This is a genomic window from Leptogranulimonas caecicola (assembly GCF_023168405.1).
GTDB lineage: Bacteria > Actinomycetota > Coriobacteriia > Coriobacteriales > Atopobiaceae > Leptogranulimonas > Leptogranulimonas caecicola.
This window is the reverse complement of record NZ_AP025285.1, coordinates 757,344-775,233: the sequence shown is the minus strand read 5'-3', so window position 1 is coordinate 775,233 and position 17,890 is coordinate 757,344. Positions and strand designations below refer to the sequence as shown.

Below are 17,890 nucleotides of genomic sequence, written 5' to 3'. Positions count from 1 at the left end.
TTCGTCATGCCTGAACGAAAGGACATCCTCATCTATGGCCTCGATCCCTTCACGTTCAACCTCCAACGCGGCACCTGCGGCACAAGCGCCTGATGCAAGCGCAATCTCTTCTCGGCAGGAACCCAAGGAGGCGGATGCCGCCAATAAGCCCCCGCTGAACGCCTTCGATACCATCGACTATTCCACCAAAGGCGAGGCTCTAGAGGCGTTAGGCGAACTCACTGGCGGCAAAGACGCCGCAGATTCCAAGGCACGCGCCCGCTCCAACACGCGCAAGGCCGTCATTGGCGGCCTGTTCATGGCAGCGGTGCTGATAGTGAGCCTGGCGTATATCGAAGCGTCGGGACAGGGCCAATCCTTTAGGGAGGCGCTGGACCAGGCAAAGCTGGTGTGGATGCTGGCCATGGTAGGAGTCATGGGCCTCTACTTGCTCTTTGGCACCCTGGCGTTTGTGCTGGAAACCCTTATCGCGCGCAAGGCGCCTGTGGGCTTTTTGGACCTGGTGTCGGTGGAGGCAGCCGGCACCTTCTTTGGCAACCTCACGCCAATGATGGCCGGCTCGGTGCCCGGGCAGATCTGGCGCCTGCTGGAGGCAGGGCTGGATTTTGGCTCGGCCACCGCAGTGCAGATCAACCGTTTTTTGCTATTCCAAGCAGCGGAGATCCTTCTCGCAGGTGGTCTTTTGCTGTGCAACTGGCCCTACTTCTTCAGCCACTACGGAGCCGTGGTGTGGATCAACGTGGCTGTCTTTGGATTCAAGCTCATCCAGGCCATGGCACTGCTGGTGATGTGCCTGCGTCCTCAATGGGTGGCCAGACTGGGCGAGCGGCTGTGTGGATGGATAAAAAGGCGCGACCTGTTTGGGATGGGGATCAAAGCCGATGGCTGGTCGAAGGCCATCTCTAACCAGGTGACTCAGTTCTCCACCACCTTTAAGGCTGCAGTGAGGCACAAGTGGGTCATGCTGGGTATGCTTGTGGTGTCCGTCCTGCAACAGTTCTGCATCTTTTGCTCCCCTTGGTTTGTGCTGCAGGCCTTGAACATTCAGGTGGACTTTTGGCTGGTGGTCTGCGCAGGATCAATGGTGCAGCTCTTGGCCAGCGCCATTCCTTTGCCCGGTGGCACCGGCGGCATCGAAGCCTCCTTCGCCACCTTTTTTGCCCCTTGGATGGGATCGACGGCCGCTGCCGGCTATATCCTGTGGCGCTTGGTGACCTACTACCTCTACACCGCCCTTTGCGGAGCCGCCACGCTCGTGCGCACGCCTGACAGCGCCCCTACCCTGCGCCAGCGCCTGCGCAGGCTTGTGAAGCGGCTCGATGATTAACTATTAAGTAGAGAGCCTGCACACGAAGGCCTTCGTGGCCCTGGGACGCCACATCGTTCGAGGGCCACGAGCATGCTCATGGACAGATGGGTTCGCTGGATAGGCGCCGCCATGTGTGCCGATGTGTCGCCATGCATGCCAGCGTAGGCGTAGCGGCCTATAAGCCCTCGCACTGCAAGCTATTTCTTGCGAGAGACGAACACCTGGGCGCGCCTGCCCTTGCGCGTGCGAAAATGCTGCCAGCGCTGATAAATGGACTTGTTATGCGACGAGCTCAACGCCATAAGCGGGAAGGCAGCCAGCGTAGGGATGAAGAACGTGATGAGGCGCCATACGATGAAGCCCGCAGTAGCGGCAGCGCCAAAAATGGGGCCAAAGAACAGCGCGAAGCCGGCCTCGTTGCCACCGGTGCCACCGGGAAGCGGCACAGAATTGCCAATCATCTGCACCATGGAAGCTGCGGCGAGACAGGTGACAAAATCTGCGTCGCCGCCAAACGCGCGGAGCACAAACCAGGGCACCGCGTAAAAGCAGAGCATCTGGCCCAAGGTCACCAGAAGCGTAAGGGCCAGCGAGCCCATGTGCCTGAAGGAGTCGCGGAAGGTGCCGCCAAAGGAACGCACCTGGTTGTTGAGCACGTCGGAGTAGCGCTTTACGCGCTCTGCACTAAACCACCCATGGCGGCTGGCAAACCTTAGACCCCAGTTGCCCACACGGGTCACAAAGCGCGGGAACAGGCAGACCACCAGCAGGCCTGCGGCCTGGAGCGTCTGAATGATAAACACCACAATATTCAAGAAGACGATGTCTCCATAGGTGTGCAAGAAGAAGTCGAAGCGCAGCAGCAACAGTGTTGCAGCTACTACTACCTCGCCAGCCTGGTAGATCACAAAACGCGTGAGCTGCGTGGCAGAAGCCGCCCCCACATCCAAGCCCGCCTGGGTGAGCCTATAGATCTGCGCCGGCATGGTACCCGTGCTCATGGGCGTGAGATTGCCAAAGAGCACGCCGTTTGCCTCCACCGACATGCAGTCGCGCACGCCCAAAGGACTCGTAGGATCGATATAGGCTGCCAGCACGAACGCCAGGGCGCCAAAGACGAAGTTGAAGCTCATGACCAGCATGCCGGCTACAAACCAGCCTGCATCGGCCCCGTTGAGCGCACCCACGAACTCGTCGAACTGGCCACTCATGAAGATCCAAAGCGCGTAGGCAGCCAGCACGCCCACCATAAACAGCGCGCCTTTGCGCGCCTTCTTTTGGTCCTGGCTCTCCTCTTGCCCCACGCGGGTCTTTGGCCCGACTGTCTTCTTGGACACCGACGCCTTGGTCCTTGAACCCGCCACCCCCTGAGGTGCGGGCTTCTGGGCACCCGAGGCCTTGCGAGCCCCAGCTGCTGCCGCATAGGCATTGGTAGAGGAAGCTTTTTGCGACCTGTGATGCCTGGCTCCCGCAACCCCTATCTTGAGGTTGGCTGGTTTTTTTCGCTGCCGAGAAACCCCTGCATCGGCAGTTGGCTGCTCAGGGGTGGATGGGACAGGGTAAGAGGAAGGAGCCGTAGAGCCGGGCTCTGGAGGAACCTGAGCGGCAGGCTCCTTGGAGGAGGGTGTACCCTCTGATGTTGGGATGTCAAAGAAGCCTAGGGCGTCTTCCAGCGGTTGCTCCAACAGCTCCAGAGCCTCAAGAGAGGGGCCTTCAGGAGTGTTGGAGGAGTCAGTAGAGGGCTGTAGATTGGAAGCAGCGGAGCTCCCCTCATCCAAAGGAGGGTGACTCGACCTATTCTCTTGCTCTTCCATAGCCCTCCCTTCTGCAACCCGCGCCACCCAATACCAAGCTGTTATAGGATTATGGCCATCTTGGCTCCAAGGCCTAGGGGCAACTGCTAAGACCCCACGACAAAACCGTGACGGTTGTGCAGGCGCCTTCACAACCTGCACCAAATTGCCTTATTGGACCAATTTAGGCTTGCACGAGCGTGCCCCATGACGTAAAGTAACTACTCGCGCCGAGCAATCGGCCCCAAAAGCTTGAGCCATCGTCTAACGGTAGGACAGCGGATTCTGGTTCCGTCAATGGGAGTTCGATTCTCTCTGGCTCAGCCATTCTTGGGTTATGGCCCGTTCGTCTAGCGGTTCAGGACGCCGCCCTCTCAAGGCGGAGATCACCAGTTCGAATCTGGTACGGGCTACCACGCTTTTCCCTGGGGCTCCCTGCCCCATTTTTATGGCCCGTTCGTCTAGCGGTTCAGGACGCCGCCCTCTCAAGGCGGAGATCACCAGTTCGAATCTGGTACGGGCTACCATAAGTTGCAAGCCGGGACTCCTTGAAGTCCCGGCTTTTCTTTTTCATCTGCCATTGGGGTCGAAGTTGTTGTGTACGTCCAATTTGCCTGTGGCGGGGGCCCATAAAGCGAAACGCTGTGCATGAGGCTGGATCACAGGACCTACCAACGCGCGTTGTGCCCTTTAGGCTGCAGCATCTCTATACGCGTGAGAGAAATCTCTAGGCAGAAAGAATCTCAAACATGCCTTTTTCCAGTGGCTCAGCGCCCTGCTGCAGCATCTTTACCAGCCGCACGATGGTGCCATGGCCCACAGGCTTTTTCTTGATCTCAACGTCGTCGCATAGAAGGCGCATGATCTTGATGCCGCGCCCATGCTCCAGAGTCACCACGGGGTCGACATCCGGGGCGATCTCGAACCCAGGCCCGCTGTCCACCGCCTCCATCACCAAACGGTCAGGATAGAGGGCGCAGGTAAGATAGCCGATGCCCGAATCTGTATGAAGCACGCAGTTGCCCATAGCCTCGCCGGCAGCCAAGATGATGTCATAGAGCTCGCTGCTGGACAGAGGCAGCACCTCCAAAAACTCGCGCAAGCGCTCTCGCGCATCTTGGAGGGTATCTGGCTCGATGCGAACCGTAAGACGCTTTGACGGCTTGGAACCCACCGGCAATGCGGGCACCGCAGCCTTTGACGACTGTTTCGCCAAACAAGGAATGAAGGGGACCAGGCATCCTACGCTCAAAATATGGTTTACCATCTCTGAGACGTTCACCAAGGTCAACAGACCACCCATAGCGCGCATCTTGCGAGAGAGCGACAGGATGAGCGCAATGCCTGCCGAATCGATATAGCCAACTTTGTCCATATCCAAGATGATGCGATGGCAGCCGCCGTTCATAAGCTCTTCGATATGGTCTTTAAGCTCTGGAGCCGTCCTCACACTGATATCAGAACGAACGGGAACCATCATGCAGTCTGAGACGATAAGCATGCTCTCCCCTTTCGTAGCTGTGCCAGACGCGAGATGTCTCTACACAGGCATCCCCAATTTTAGGGAGAGAATTAAGTAGGCAACTGTTAACCTATTAATCCATTAACCTGCGTTTATATATAATTCCAGCGGTGAATATATGTCCAAAAACCTGGCGTTTGTTACCATTGTTTTGAGAAAGCATATTCAACGTTGATATGGGTTTCTGATACCCGCCTGTAGAACCCACATTCACTGTAATGCACATTATTTCTTATAGCTTCCTGAAATTATTCCTTCTCGGCAGCTGGGCATAGACGTTCCTCTCGCTGCCGAGAAACTCGCCTACCCAAGGCAGCGAGTCACTGGCAGGAAGGATCGCTCTTCTCGGCAGGAAGAGTGGCCGCGTCATCTGTGGAGGAGTCCTTAGATGCTACGCCGAGCGCGCGATCGTCGGCCAAACCTTCAGAGCGCTCTTGGGGATTGTCGGGCTCGATGTGCACCATGACATCGGAGACTTCCGGAAACCCCTGCTGCACCGCCTGCTCTACCTCTTGGGCGATCTGATGGGCGCGTGCCACCGTCATGGTTGGGTCAACCAGAAGATGGAGGTCCACGAAGACGTCGCCCTCAGTGCCGCGGGTGCGGATATGGTGCACGGAGCGCACGCCAGGCACCTGACAGGCCGCCTGGCGCAGCGGCTCGACCTCCAACACCGCGTGGTCGGAGAGGGTACGAGCCGCCTCCCGAAAGACTTCCACCGCAGAAATGGCGATGGCGACGCTCACGATCACAGCCACCAAAGAGTCAGCCATGGGATATCCCAAGCTCACTGCCACAAGGCCCAAGATGACCGATATGGTGACGAAAGCGTCCGAGCGAGTATGGAGGGCATCTGCGGTAAGCACCTCGCTGGCAAGACGCTTGCCAAAGCGCCCCTCCACAAAGGAGACCGCTAGATTTATGACGAGGGTCCCCACCATCACCACATAGGAGCCGCCGTTAACCTCCACTGCGCTCCTGTGGCCCAAAAGGGCTTGGATGCCGTCGGCGGCGAGGTTGTAGGCAGCCACCGCCAACATGACCCCGATAGCCAGCGACGCATAGGTCTCGAACTTGGCGTGGCCATAGGGATGGGCCTTGTCAGGGGGTTGGGAGGCCATCTTGACGCCCAGGATGCCCACGATGTTGGACAGGCCGTCAAAGGCGCTCGCAATGCCGTCGTTGCGCATGGAGAGCGAGCCTGTAGCGGCGCCGTAAAAGAACTTGGCTGCCGCCACTGCCCAGTTGAGGATAAGGATGATCCAGAGGATTCGCACCACTTTGCGGCAGCGCTCTTCTCGGCTCAGGCCTGCGGCACTCACAGCTGCTCTCCTTCAGAGGCTCCAGTTTGGGCACTCTGGTGGCTTTCGCTTGGGGCAAGCACCGCGCCTTTGCCCTCCGTGCCCAGGCCTGAAGAGTCGTCTTCAGGGGCGTCATCCAATCCGTTGTAGCGCAGGGCCATGATAGCCACGTCGTCGTCCAGGCGGCCGCCGGTAAAGTCGTAGAGGGTGTTCATGATGGCGTCTGCCATGTCATGGACGTCCGTGTCCATCTCGCGCACCAATGTCTCGCGAAGACCGGTCTCGCCAAAGAAGATGCCGGAGGGATCGCGGGATTCAGTAACGCCGTCGGTATAGAGCACCAGCTCGTCTCCGGGCTCAAGCTGCACGATGCCGTCTTTGAAGACCATCTCGCGGAATGCGCCCACCACGCCGGATTGCACGTTTAAGAGCTCCATCTGGTTGTCCTTGGGATGCAGCAGGAATGCCGGGGGATGCCCTGCCGAGCAGTAGGTGAGCTTACCAGACCTCACATCCAGCAGGCCTACAAAGAGGGTGGCGAAAGAGTCTAGGCGCGAAAATCCCAAGAAGAAGTCATTGAGCGAACGCACCATATGCGCCGGCTCCATACCCTCCCACACATAGGTGCCCAAAGCGGTGCGCACTGCCGCCGACACGCTGGCTGCCTGCACGCCTTTGCCTGCCACGTCGCCCAAGATGATGCAGGCACGGTTGTTCTCAAGGCGCAGAAGATCGTAGAAGTCGCCGCCCACATTGGCACTCTCGGTAGCCGAGTTATACACGGCCTGCGCCGATAAGCCCTGCACATGCTGCATGTGATTTCCCATGCCCTGCTGCAGCGTATGGGCGATGAGGGAGTTTTGGATGCGCTGGCGCTGGAGCTGGTCTTGGCGAAAGACGTCTTGCACAAAGCGCTTGTACAGCGTGATCTCCAGGTTTCCCAGAGGAATGTCCGACACGTCCGAAAGCACCAAAAACGCCCTGCGCTCTTCTCGCAGCTGACGAACTACCACCACGAAGCCATCGCGCTGGATATGATTTTGCGCAAGCCAGTCTGAGAGTTCCTTGTGGTGGGAGAACGGGCCCACATATACCTCGGGGGCAGTGCGGTCGTCTGCCAAATCATTGATGGTGAAGGGGAAGTCCACCAACGAGCCGTCAGCCTTCTTGATGAAGTTGGTGTTTTGATGCAAATTGCGGAAGACCGGGGCAAAGCGGCAGTTGATAGCCTGCGCCATGGCCTCGAAGGCGCGGCAATAGTCTAGGAAAGTGGCTTTGTCTTCGAGCTCTTCGAGGTGCATAAGGTTCTCATGGGCCACGTCCTGCACCCGCTCGCTTGCCGAGGTAAGAGCCAGTGCCTGGGCGGTCAGCAGGTCGTTGGCATGATGGACTGCCAAGATGTCCAGTACTTTTGCCGAGTGTCCTCCCAACCCGTGGGGAGTGGTCCACCCCACCGCGGCCACCGCCACCGTGGAGCGGTTATAGATGATAGGCACCACATAAAACGAGGTAAGGGGGAAGTTTTCTGCCCCAGATATCTCATAGGTTTTGCCCGTGGCAGAATCCACCAGGGCGATCTCGCCAGTATCCTGCCGCACGCGGTCGAAACTCGCTGTGCGCCCGCGGGAAGAGGCGATGGAGACCACCGCGTTCTTGCCCTCCACAAACGTGGGCATGGAGGAGCCGCCCAACTTTCCCGAGAAGCTCTTGAACACATAGCCGCCATAACCGGCCGTATAGAGCGCCGCGGCATCGGCATCCACCGCGCTGCGCAGCTCGCGCACCAGCATGTCATGCACGCCGGAAGTATTGCCGGTGTCTGCCGCGCGTCCAATCTCCTGAATCACACGAACCACATCATTGGGCACCGAGTCATCGGGGGCGTCTGCGCTCTGATAGAGATCGGCGTTGCTCACTGCGATGCCCGAAGGGGTCGGATCCTCGCCTGGCACCACCGCAGCGTCGATCAGCACGTCGCTGGCCGAAAGGTGCGGCACTGCCAGCTCGGGCTCTACTGCTCCGGCGTCTCCCGACACAGACTTTTCCACAAACGGCCTTGCTACCATGAGAAACGAGCCGTCATCGCCCATCTCTTTGGCACGCACGTGCACCGGCGTCCAGGTGTTTTGGTTGGGTTTGCGGCAAAGGAGCGGCGTCTCTTCTCCGTCTAAAGGAAACGGCAGGCGCCCGTGGGTCTTAGGAACGCCAGTAAGCGGCAGAAAGAGCGTGCTTACATCCATACCGATCAATTGCTGCCGAGAAAGGCCTGTCAACTCAGCCAGGTTGCCGTTGGCGATGATGATCTTGCCATGGGAGTCATAGCCTGCAATGGCGTCATCCACCAAAGACAATATCTTGATGACGGTGGTAAGCCCGGAGAAAGCCTTGAGACGGCCGTCACCTTTATCGACAGCGGTGATGCTGCTGCCAAGGATCATAAGGTCTCCTCACACTGCGGCTGTGAGACGCGCAGAGTATAGGTGGAACAGACGCCGATTGTCCCACAATAACAAAAAACGTGGACCCCTAAGGATCCACGTTGAATGTCCTGGTGTCGGAGGCGGGACTTGAACCCGCACGACCTTTTAGTCAGTCACTAGCACCTCAAGCTAGCGCGTCTGCCAATTCCGCCACTCCGACAGGTTTGGTGCGAAAGAAATAATAGCATAGGCGCCCTTGGGTGCAAGTGACAATCTAAGAAAGTTGGCACTTTATGAGGGGTCACTCACACTCGGAGGCTTTCTTAGATCACCAGTCGTGCGATCTGGTAGACGACAAAGGCGATCACCCAGGCCACTGCCACTTGGAAGATCACCGCAAACCAGGCGTATTTGCGCGAATGGCTCTCTGAGCGAATGGTGGCGATGGTGGCTATGCAGGGTACGTAGAGCAGGCAGAAGGCCATAAAGGCCAGCGCGTTTGCCGGCCCAAAGCCAATGGACAGCAGAGCGGCGTGCAGCGCTTGGCTGCCCACGGCGTCGCCCGCCACTCCAAAGAGCACCGAAACCGAGGATACCACCACTTCTTTGGCTGAAATGCCCGCCAGCAGCGCCACTGCCAGGCGCCAGTCACCAGCGCCAATAGGGGCGAGGAAGGGCACCAATATCCTGCCAATAGTCGCACCCAGGGAGTTGGCCACATCTTCTCCCACATAGCCCGTGGGGCCAAAGTTAAGGAGCAGCCACATGATGACCGAAGCTGCAAAAATGACCGTGCCTGCGCGCTCCACATAATCGCAGACCTTATCCCATACATAGATCCACACCGTATGGGCGTCTGGCAGCTTGTATTCTGGGAGCTCGATGAGGAGCATGCTGCCTTCAGTCTCTTCGCTCTTATCGGTCAGAGACATCACCTTGAGCACTGCCAAGGCCACCAGTATTCCCAGCACGTACATGGAGAAGGCCACAAGACCTGCGTAGGCATCGAAGAAGAGGCCCGAGAAGAGCACATAGATGGGCAAGCGCGCCGAGCAGCTCATGAAAGGCGTTACCAGCATGACGCGCCTGCGGTCGCGCACTGACTCCAAGGTCCTAGAGCTCATGATGGCCGGCACTGAGCAGCCAAAGCCCAAGATCATGGGGATGAAGGCACGGCCGGAAAGCCCCAACCTGCCCATGATGCCGTCCATGACGTAGGCCACGCGGCTCATATAGCCGGAGTCTTCCAAAAACGCCAAAGCACAGAAGAGAATGAAGATGTTGGGCAGGAAGGTGAGCACCGTGCCCACGCCTGATATGGCACCGTCGCATACCAGACTCACCACCGCAGGCGAGGCTCCGATGGAGGCGAGCAAGTCCCCCACCCCGCCGTTAAAGGCATCCAGCCAACCTTGGAACACCTCTTTGATGGCATCGCCCACCACAAAGGTGAGGCCAAAGACGATGGCCATGATAAGCAAGAACACTGGAATAGACCAGATGCGGTTGGTAAGGATGCGGTCTGCCTTGTTTGTAGCCTCAGCACGAGCCGAGCGATTGAATACGCACTCGTTGACCACGCTGGAGATGAAGTCATAGCGCTCGCTGATGAACTCGTCCTCATAGCTATGCTCCAACACTGGAAGATCCAGCGGGAAGTCGCGCTTCACCGACACGTCGCCTTCCAGAAGCTTCACCGCATGCCAGCGAGGATTCTCACAATCAGGATAGGCCTTGCAAAAGGCAGCTTGCACCTCGTCGATCTTAGCTTCCAAGTCACGGGAGTAGACCATGACGTTGTGGAGGTGTTTCTCGGCCATTCCGTCGTCTATCACATGGTCGTGGCAGAAAGGATCGTGCTGAGCGCCCTTGTGATGGTAGGCGGCGTGAAGCAGAGGCTGCAGGCCTTCGCGTTTGCGGGCAGAGACCGGGATGACGGGGCAGCCCAGGGTCTCGGCAAGGCGGTGCACGTCGATCTCCATGCCGCGCTTGCGCACCACATCCATCATGTTGAGGGCTACCACCACGGGTTTACCCAAGTCGATAAGCTGCAACGTGAGATAGAGGGAGCGCTCCAGGGAGCTGGCGTCCACCACGTCGATGATGGCGTCGGCATCACCCGAAAGCACGTAGGAACGGGCAACCTCTTCTTCCATGGTGTAGCTGGTGAGCGAGTAGGTTCCTGGCAGATCGATAAGGCGAATCTCTACGCCCTCGAAGGTGGTGGCGCCCTCTTTGCCCTCCACGGTGACGCCGGGCCAGTTGGCGGTCTTGAGCTTGGCGCCCGTATAGGCGTTGAAGAGCGTGGTTTTGCCGCAATTGGGATTGCCGACAAATGCCAACGTCATACCAGGATGCCCTACCTCAGGTCCGGGCTTCGCAGGAAGCGGCTGGTACGTGAAGTGGCGCTCGAACTTATCCACGGGATGCCTCCTCGCCATCGGTTGCCAAAGAGGTCCGTTGAGCAGCGGTCCGAGTGTGGTCTGTGGACACAGACTCCGGGCTTAGGTCGCGGTTGGGCACAGGAGGCGTATCCAGATGGCGCACCTGGATGCAGGAGGTGATGGAGCGGCCCAAGGCCCAACGGGTCTCCCTGAGCCTGATGATGTCTGTGCCATGGCTCTTGTTGTTGAGCACACAGATCACCGAGCCCCGCGTCATGCCCACCGACTCCAGGCGTCGAGCTACAGACTCCCCCAGATCTTCAAGGGACACCACCCGGTAATACTGGCCTATGACGCCTTTGTCGAGCGTGGTAAGCGAGGCGTCCTGGGTGCCAGATGCCTGAGTGTATGTGCTTTCGTGAGAACCCACCGGTCCCCTCCCCCACAATGTAAAAGACTAGAACACATGCGCCTGCAACCGGTAGGCGGTCATTGGCTGCACATGGGTTTCTATGCCCCAGAGAGGCGCATTCTAATGGCCCATCCATGAAAAAGGACGCCCACTTGTGAGTGAACGTCCTTTCAGACCTAGAAATAGCGCAACTTAGAGCTCGATAGAGGACCCCTGGATGGGGAACGGCTTGGCAAAGAAGCACGCACAGTGGTGCCCTGGCGCCACCTCGCGCATCTCAGGACGCTTCTGGCTGCAGATCTCCTGGGCGATGGGACAACGGGTGTGGAAGCGGCATCCGGAGGGAGGATCGATGGGGCTAGGAGGATCCCCCGCGAGAATGATGCGCTCACGAGAACGCTGAACGTCGGGGTCAGGGATGGGCACTGCAGAGAGAAGGGCCTGGGTGTAGGGATGGTAGGGTTCTGCGTAGAGGGAGCGCCAATCGGAAGTCTCCATAAGGTTGCCCAGATACATGACGGCCACGCGGTCAGAAATATGCTGAACCACCGAGAGGTCATGGGCAATGAAGAGATAGGCTGTGCCATACTCCTTTTGGAGCTCGCCCAAAAGGTTCAACACCTGCGCCTGAATGGACACATCCAGAGCAGAGACCGGCTCGTCGCAGATGATGAGCTTGGGATGCAGCGCGAAGGCACGCGCGATACCCACACGCTGGCGCTGGCCGCCAGAGAACTCGTGTGGATAGCGGTTGATGTGCTCAGGGTTGAGACCCACGATATCGAGGATCTTGCGCACATAATCCATGCGCTCCTCGGTATTGTTCATCTCGCCATGTATCACCAGAGGCTCGCTCACGATCTCGCCGATGGTCATACGAGGGTTGAGCGAGGCGTAGGGGTCCTGAAAGATGTACTGGAGGTCATGGCGCACAGCCTTGAGCTCTTTCTTCTTCATAGTGGCGACGTCTTTGCCGTCAAAGACCACACGGCCGCCCGTAGGGTGGGTGAGACGCATGATGCAACGGCCGGTGGTGGACTTGCCGCAACCAGACTCGCCTACCAAACCAAAGGTCTCGCCCGGGAAGATATCAAAGCTCACATCATCGACGGCGGAGACTTTTTTCGCCATGCGTCCTGCGAAGACGCCGGAGTCTACCGGGAACTCTTTGGTGAGATGCTCCACATGGAGCAGGGGCTCTTGCGAGGTAGCCATAGATTTATGCCTCGCTTCCTAGATGTGGGAACTGTGCAGGTGCCGAAGCGGCGTTCTTATCGGCACGATAAGGCTCGCCATCAGCCACGTCGACGGCTGTGCGAGAGGTCACAGGGGCGTTCTTCTTTACAAACTCAGGGTCGCTGCAGTAGTGGCAACGCGCGTAGTGTCCCGAAGGCATCGTGTAGAGCGGAGGCTCCTGGGTGTGGCAAAGCTCAGTGGCATAGGGGCAGCGAGGAGAGAAGGAGCAGCCCTTGGGCACGTTGACCAGCGATGGAGGGTTTCCCTTGATGGGTGTGAGGGGCTTTTTCTCATCTGTCACCTGCTCGGGGATCGAGCGCATGAGGCCCCAGGTGTAGGGATGGATGGGGCTGTAGAAGATCTCGTCCGCAGTGCCAAACTCCACTGGGCGGCCGGCATACATGACCATGATCTTGTCGGCGATGTCTGCCACCACGCCTAAGTCATGGGTGATCATGACGATAGCGTTGCCGTTCTCCTTTTGCATCTTTTGCATGAGCTCGATGATCTGAGCCTGGATGGTCACGTCCAGGGCGGTGGTGGGCTCGTCGGCGATAAGGATGTCGGGGTCGCACGCCAATGCCATGGCGATCATGGCGCGCTGACGCATGCCGCCGGAGAATTGGTGCGGATAGTCTTTGACGCGCTGCTCTGCGTTGGGAATACCCACCATAGCCAGAAGCTCGGTGGCGCGCTTGAGCGCCTGCTCCTTGGAATAGCCGCGGTGGACGCGCAGGCCCTCACCCAGTTGACGGCCGATGGTATAGACCGGGTTAAGCGAGGTCATGGGGTCTTGGAAGATCATGGCGATGTCGTTGCCGCGCACCGACTGCATCTGCTGCTCGGTCATTTCAAGCAAAGACTTGCCGCGATAGCGCACATCGCCGCCCTCGATACGTCCCGGAGGCATATCGATGAGACCCATGATGGTCATGGCGGTGACAGACTTTCCCGAGCCAGACTCGCCTACCACGCCCAGCGTCTCGCCACGATCCAGCGTATAGGTAACGCCGTCGACGGCTTTAACCACGCCGTCTTGGGTGTGGAAGTACATTTTGAGGTTGTCTACCTCGAGCAGGTGAGAGCCCTCGGGAATGGGCTGGTTTTTGAGGTCCTGCTCTTGCTTAGCATCTCTTTTAGCCATGGTTTAGGCATCCTTCATCTTGACATCCAGCGCATCGCGCAGAACGTCACCCAGCAGCGTAAAGGCCAACACGGTGGTGATGATGGCGATACCGGGCATAAGCATGAGCCACGGCTGAGTAGCCAGGTACTGCTGACCGTCTTGAATCATGGAACCCCAGGAAGGATTAGGGGGTGTCACGCCCATGCCCAAGAAGGACAGCGCGCTCTCGGTAAGGATGGCGCCGCCGATATTCATAGTGGCGTAGACCACGATGGATGCTACCGAGTTGGGGAAGATGTGGCGCATGATGATGCGGGCGTCCGAGGCGCCCATGGAACGGGCGGCGTCCACGTAATCGTTCTCCTTGACGGAAAGAATGGCAGAGCGGAACACGCGGGCGATGGAAGGCCAGCCCAACACGCCGATGGCGATGAACACGTTCTGGATGCCCTGCCCTAGCACCGCCAGCATGACAATGACAAAGAGGGTGTAAGGGAAGGCCAAGAAGATGTCTGCCAGGCGCATGATGATGGTGTCCCAAATGCCGCCATAGAAGGCTGCCAAAGCTCCCATGATGAGGCCAAGCACTGTAGAGATCGCAGTGGCCAGAAGGCCTACGGTAAGAGAGATCTGCGCGCCGTAGATCACGCGGCAAAGCACGTCGCGACCCAGAGCATCGGTGCCAAAGGGATGCTCAAGGGAGGGCGGGAGGCGTGCCAGCGATGCCATTTGGGAAGAATCGATGGCTGTGGGGGATCCCAACGTCTGGGGGACCCACAGGTCGGCAGTGATGGCCACCAAGGCCACGAAGATAATCCAGACAGCGCCGATGATGGCAAGCTTGTTCTTGCGAAGGCGCGCGAAGGCGTCGCTCCAAAGGGTACGGGAAGCTCCCTCATGGTCGACCTCGTCGACCACCGCATTGTAGGCGCCGCGGAAATCGCGATGATGCTCAGGCTCTGCATCGTCTTGCTGATCTGTCTCTACCTCGGAAGCAGCCTGCGCACGCTCTTCATGAATGTCATAGGCGCGATCGGTCTCTTCGCGGAGTTCCTCCTGAGCCTCGCGCTCAAGGTCTTTCTCATGCTGTTTCTTTTCCATGGGGCACCTCCTAACCTTGATCCTTGGGAGCGCCGTAGCGGATGCGCGGATCCAGGAAGGCGTAGCTGATGTCGACGATAAGGTTGATGAGTAGCACCACCACGATGATGATGGTTACGCCGCCCATCACAATGGGCCAGTCACGCTGTGTGATAGCGCGATAGATCTCATTGCCCACACCAGGCCAGTTGAATACCGTCTCTGTGAGAATGGCGCCCGAGAGCATGGCGCCAAAGTCCAGTCCTATGTAGGTGACTACAGGGATCAACGCATTCTTGAGTGCATGGTGGTAAATAATCTCGCGCCGAGAAAGGCCTTTGGCCTTTGCCGTGCGGATGTAGTCTTGGTTCATGACTTCCAACAGTTGGGAGCGCATGATGCGGGCCGTATAGGCAGTAGATACTGCTGCCAACGTGATGGCTGGCAAGATATAGTGCACCCAAGGCAGGAACTCGGAGTTGCCGCCAGCGCCAGAGATGGGCATGTATACCGCGCCCCCGGTGGCGTTCTTGAGAATGATGCCGAAGAAGAGCTGGAGCAACATACCTAACCAGAAAGCAGGCATGGCCACAAGCACTGCGGTAATGAGGGTGACGAGCACATCCCAGAAGGAGTACCTCTTGATGGCGCTCACCATACCTGCGCCTATGCCCACCACCGCCTCGATGATGATGGCCACGATGGCGAGCTTGGCGGTATAGGGGTACTTATCGGCAAAAATCTGGGACACCGGAAGCTTGCGGCTATAGGAGTTGCCCAAGTCGCCCTGAAGCAGGCCAGAGATATAGTAGCCGTACTGCTTCCAGATGGGCATGGGGACGGTGTTGCCCTCCTCGTCATAGATGGGCTTGCCGTCTGCATCTACCTCGATGAGGTGATTCGCGATGCGGAGCTGCAGTTCTGTCTCAGGCGGGAGCGCCTTGTCGCCGGCGATAAGCTTGATGGGATCGCCAGGGACAATGTTCTTCATGGCAAACAAGATCATTGTGACGCCAAAGAACACCGGGATGAACTGCAGGAGGCGCTTGAGGATGTACTTGAGCATGCTCGATGTCTCCTGTATCCGATGCCAACAGGTAAGGGCCAAGCGGCCCTCTATGCACTAAGGACTGGGTCCCAAAAGAGAGGGTCAAAAACTAGCCACCTAGCGCACGGTAACAAGTATAGGCAGACCGGTGGCAAAAGAGGCCTATTCGATGCATCGCAAGCGCGATATGAAACACATTGGAAGCAATTACATGTTTAAAAGTATATTCAGATTGCATGGATATCGACAAACAAGCGCTGCGCAAAGAGGGTGTCTTCCCTATAAGAAAGCGAGGTACCGCCTCAAATAGAAGCGATACCTCGCTATGCATGGCTGCGCAGAATTTATCCACACATCACCCTGCAACCTGCTTTAGGCAAGCTTTAAGCCTTGAGGAAGGCAGCTTACATATCGGCAGACTTCAGGTGGATCTTCTTGGAAGGATCGACGTAAGCGCTCTTCACCTTGTCGGAGCCCACATAGGTGTGCTTGTAGAAGAAGATGGGAACCACGGGCATATCCTCGGAGATCTTCTTGTTGACCTCTTGAAGGGCGGTGATGCGAGCGTCGTCGTCCACGGTCTGGCGGGCAGCCTCAAGAGCAGCGTCGACCTCGGCGTTGCTGTAGAGGGAGCGGTTGTCGCCGTTGCCGGTGAAGAACAGAGGATAGAGGAAGTTGTCCATGATGGGATAGTCTGCGATCCAACCCAGACGACCGGTCTGATAGTCGCCGTTCTGGTAACGGTCGAGAATGGCGGCCCACTCGCCCTGATCCAGGGTGGCGTCGATGCCCACCTCGGCCAGGTCGGCCTGGATGGCGGTCATGATGTCCTTGTGGTTGCCGTCGCCGTTGAAGGACAGCTGGAAAGTGACGTTGCGCTTGCCGTCAGCGTCTGCGGGATAGTACTGATCCAGCAGGGCCACTGCGGCATCCTTGTCGTAGTGGGAGTCAGCCCACACGCCGTCCTCGTAGCCAGCGATTCCCGGAGGAATGATGTTGGCAGCAGGGGTACGGGTGCCAGAGAAGATGGTGTCGCAGATGGCCTGACGGTTAATGGCCAGGGAGATGGCCTTGCGCAGGTTCACATCCTTAAGCAGAGGATCGGTGTTGTTGATGGTGAGGTAGTAGACGGAGGCCTCATCGCCCAGCAGCATCTGCTTGCCGGGGGTGATGGTGTAGCCGTCGTCAGACAGGCCATAGGTGTCCTGGGCGGAGGCGATCTGTGCAGTGGGAACGTCGCAGAAGTCATAGTTGCCGGCCTGGAACTCCTTGTAGGCAGTCTCCATGTCCTTCTGGATGTTGAACTGGATGGCGGCGATCTTAGGCTTGTCGCCGTTGTAGTCCTCGAAACGCTTGAGGTTGATGTACTGGCCGTCCACCCACTTGCCGTCCATCATGAAGGGGCCATTGCCCACAGGAGCGGTGAAGTAGGCGTTGAAATCCTCCAGAGCCACAGCGGGCACAGGGGCCAGGGCGGGGTGGCTCGCCACATAGGGGAAGTCGGCATAGGGGATGGCGAGCTTGACCACGAAGGTCTTGTCATCGGGTGCAGAGACGCCAGAGAGGACGTCGGTCTCGCCGGCAGCCAGCGCGTCATAGCCGTCCACCATGGAGATGTGGTAGGTCACGGCAGAGGGGCTGTCGGTGTTGGTCTTGGGATCCACCAGACGGGTCCAACCGCGTACGAAAGACTCGGCATCCACGGGGTCGCCGTTGTGGAACTTGCAGCCCTCCTTGAGGGTGAAGGTGAACTCGGTGCCGTCGTCATTGGAAGTCCAAGACTCAGCGGCGGCGGGTACGAGCTCGCCCTTCTCGTAATCGAAGTCGGTAAGGCAGTCAAACATCTGATAGCAAACCTGAGTGCCCTCGGACTCCTGGCAGTTGTAGGGGTCGATGGACACGGGGTTGTTGATGTAGACCTTGGCAGTAGCGCCCTCAGTGCCTGCCTCGGCGGTGGCGCCACCGTCATCCTTCTTGCAGGCAGCCAGTGCCATGAGAGCGGACGCAGCAGCAGAACCCTTGAGGAACGTGCGGCGACCGATCTTGAGGAACTCGCTCATACTCTCTCCTTCTGTCTGTCGTGCTTGTTCGCTCAGAACCTCTCCGGCTCGAGCGAATCATGCCTTCGATCCGGCCCCCTACCCTCCAGAGGCAAGAAGTGTCCGTGTCCACCTCTCAGCCCGAGACGCTCGGGGGCATTCGGTTCCATAGAAGTATTTAGGAAATAGTCCTTTAACGCAACCTGAATGCCCTCTTTTG

At 58.2% G+C, this 17,890-nt stretch carries 12 protein-coding genes and 4 tRNA genes; 4 read left to right on the top strand and 12 right to left on the bottom strand.

Translation table 11 applies throughout. From position 1 onward, the window contains the following. Nucleotides 1-34: 34 nt before the first annotated feature. Complete coding sequence (locus tag OR601_RS03415; protein WP_265592207.1) at nucleotides 35-1,327, top strand: lysylphosphatidylglycerol synthase transmembrane domain-containing protein; 1,293 nt, start codon at nucleotides 35-37, stop codon at nucleotides 1,325-1,327. A gap of 179 nt (nucleotides 1,328-1,506) precedes the next feature. Here the strand turns inward: OR601_RS03415 and OR601_RS03410 are convergent, their stop codons facing one another. Then, nucleotides 1,507-3,123: a lysylphosphatidylglycerol synthase transmembrane domain-containing protein gene (locus tag OR601_RS03410; RefSeq protein ID WP_265592206.1), complete on the bottom strand. Its 1,617-nt coding sequence runs from the start codon at nucleotides 3,121-3,123 to the stop codon at nucleotides 1,507-1,509. Nucleotides 3,124-3,355: 232 nt separating this feature from the next. On the opposite strand from OR601_RS03410, the gene OR601_RS03405 reads away from it, so the two are divergent. From OR601_RS03405 to OR601_RS03395, 3 genes are all read left to right on the top strand, one after another. After that, a tRNA-Gln gene (locus OR601_RS03405) sits at nucleotides 3,356-3,429 on the top strand. A gap of 12 nt (nucleotides 3,430-3,441) precedes the next feature. Continuing rightward, nucleotides 3,442-3,518: transfer RNA gene (locus tag OR601_RS03400), tRNA-Glu, on the top strand. 34 nt (nucleotides 3,519-3,552) lie between these two features. Then, nucleotides 3,553-3,629: transfer RNA gene (locus OR601_RS03395), tRNA-Glu, on the top strand. Nucleotides 3,630-3,829: 200 nt separating this feature from the next. Here OR601_RS03395 and OR601_RS03390 read toward each other — a convergent pair. The 11 genes from OR601_RS03390 to OR601_RS03340 form a co-directional block, all read right to left on the bottom strand. After that, nucleotides 3,830-4,603, bottom strand: a complete 774-nt coding sequence (locus OR601_RS03390; protein ID WP_136012920.1) for an anti-sigma factor antagonist — start codon at nucleotides 4,601-4,603, stop codon at nucleotides 3,830-3,832. Nucleotides 4,604-4,944: 341 nt separating this feature from the next. Continuing rightward, on the bottom strand, nucleotides 4,945-5,946 hold the full coding sequence (locus tag OR601_RS03385) for a cation diffusion facilitator family transporter (protein WP_265592205.1): 1,002 nt from the start codon (nucleotides 5,944-5,946) through the stop codon (nucleotides 4,945-4,947). Continuing rightward, nucleotides 5,943-8,363, bottom strand: coding sequence for a SpoIIE family protein phosphatase (locus OR601_RS03380; RefSeq protein WP_265592204.1), 2,421 nt, complete (start codon nucleotides 8,361-8,363; stop codon nucleotides 5,943-5,945). Before OR601_RS03380 ends, OR601_RS03385 begins: the two co-directional genes overlap by 4 nt. A gap of 111 nt (nucleotides 8,364-8,474) precedes the next feature. Further along, a tRNA-Leu gene (locus tag OR601_RS03375) sits at nucleotides 8,475-8,565 on the bottom strand. 103 nt (nucleotides 8,566-8,668) lie between these two features. After that, nucleotides 8,669-10,768, bottom strand: coding sequence for a ferrous iron transport protein B (gene feoB / locus OR601_RS03370; protein WP_265592203.1), 2,100 nt, complete (start codon nucleotides 10,766-10,768; stop codon nucleotides 8,669-8,671). Continuing rightward, entirely contained in the window at nucleotides 10,761-11,159 is a 399-nt protein-coding gene (locus tag OR601_RS03365) for a FeoA family protein (RefSeq protein WP_265592202.1), read from the bottom strand. Before OR601_RS03365 ends, feoB begins: the two co-directional genes overlap by 8 nt. A 174-nt stretch (nucleotides 11,160-11,333) precedes the next feature. After that, nucleotides 11,334-12,356, bottom strand: coding sequence for an ABC transporter ATP-binding protein (locus OR601_RS03360; RefSeq protein WP_265592201.1), 1,023 nt, complete (start codon nucleotides 12,354-12,356; stop codon nucleotides 11,334-11,336). 4 nt (nucleotides 12,357-12,360) lie between these two features. Then, nucleotides 12,361-13,521, bottom strand: a complete 1,161-nt coding sequence (locus OR601_RS03355) for an ABC transporter ATP-binding protein (RefSeq protein WP_323373086.1) — start codon at nucleotides 13,519-13,521, stop codon at nucleotides 12,361-12,363. Nucleotides 13,522-13,524: 3 nt separating this feature from the next. After that, nucleotides 13,525-14,604: an ABC transporter permease gene (locus tag OR601_RS03350; RefSeq protein WP_265592200.1), complete on the bottom strand. Its 1,080-nt coding sequence runs from the start codon at nucleotides 14,602-14,604 to the stop codon at nucleotides 13,525-13,527. Nucleotides 14,605-14,614: 10 nt separating this feature from the next. After that, nucleotides 14,615-15,649, bottom strand: a complete 1,035-nt coding sequence (locus tag OR601_RS03345; protein ID WP_136012926.1) for an ABC transporter permease — start codon at nucleotides 15,647-15,649, stop codon at nucleotides 14,615-14,617. A 386-nt stretch (nucleotides 15,650-16,035) separates the two neighbouring features. Further along, the gene (locus OR601_RS03340; protein ID WP_265592199.1) at nucleotides 16,036-17,691 is read right to left on the bottom strand and encodes a peptide ABC transporter substrate-binding protein; all 1,656 of its coding nucleotides are present in this window, start codon (nucleotides 17,689-17,691) and stop codon (nucleotides 16,036-16,038) included. Nucleotides 17,692-17,890 lie beyond the last annotated feature (199 nt).

Bases quoted from the DNA above. Each gene is read 5' to 3' on its own strand.
- OR601_RS03415 (WP_265592207.1), top strand. From the start codon at position 35: ATGGCCTCGATCCCTTCACGTTCAACCTCCAACGCGGCACCTGCGGCA.
- OR601_RS03410 (WP_265592206.1), bottom strand. From the start codon at position 3,123: ATGGAAGAGCAAGAGAATAGGTCGAGTCACCCTCCTTTGGATGAGGGG.
- OR601_RS03390 (WP_136012920.1), bottom strand. From the start codon at position 4,603: ATGCTTATCGTCTCAGACTGCATGATGGTTCCCGTTCGTTCTGATATC.
- OR601_RS03380 (WP_265592204.1), bottom strand. From the start codon at position 8,363: ATGATCCTTGGCAGCAGCATCACCGCTGTCGATAAAGGTGACGGCCGT.
- OR601_RS03360 (WP_265592201.1), bottom strand. From the start codon at position 12,356: ATGGCTACCTCGCAAGAGCCCCTGCTCCATGTGGAGCATCTCACCAAA.
- OR601_RS03355 (WP_323373086.1), bottom strand. From the start codon at position 13,521: ATGGCTAAAAGAGATGCTAAGCAAGAGCAGGACCTCAAAAACCAGCCC.
- OR601_RS03350 (WP_265592200.1), bottom strand. From the start codon at position 14,604: ATGGAAAAGAAACAGCATGAGAAAGACCTTGAGCGCGAGGCTCAGGAG.
- OR601_RS03345 (WP_136012926.1), bottom strand. From the start codon at position 15,649: ATGCTCAAGTACATCCTCAAGCGCCTCCTGCAGTTCATCCCGGTGTTC.
- OR601_RS03340 (WP_265592199.1), bottom strand. From the start codon at position 17,691: ATGAGCGAGTTCCTCAAGATCGGTCGCCGCACGTTCCTCAAGGGTTCT.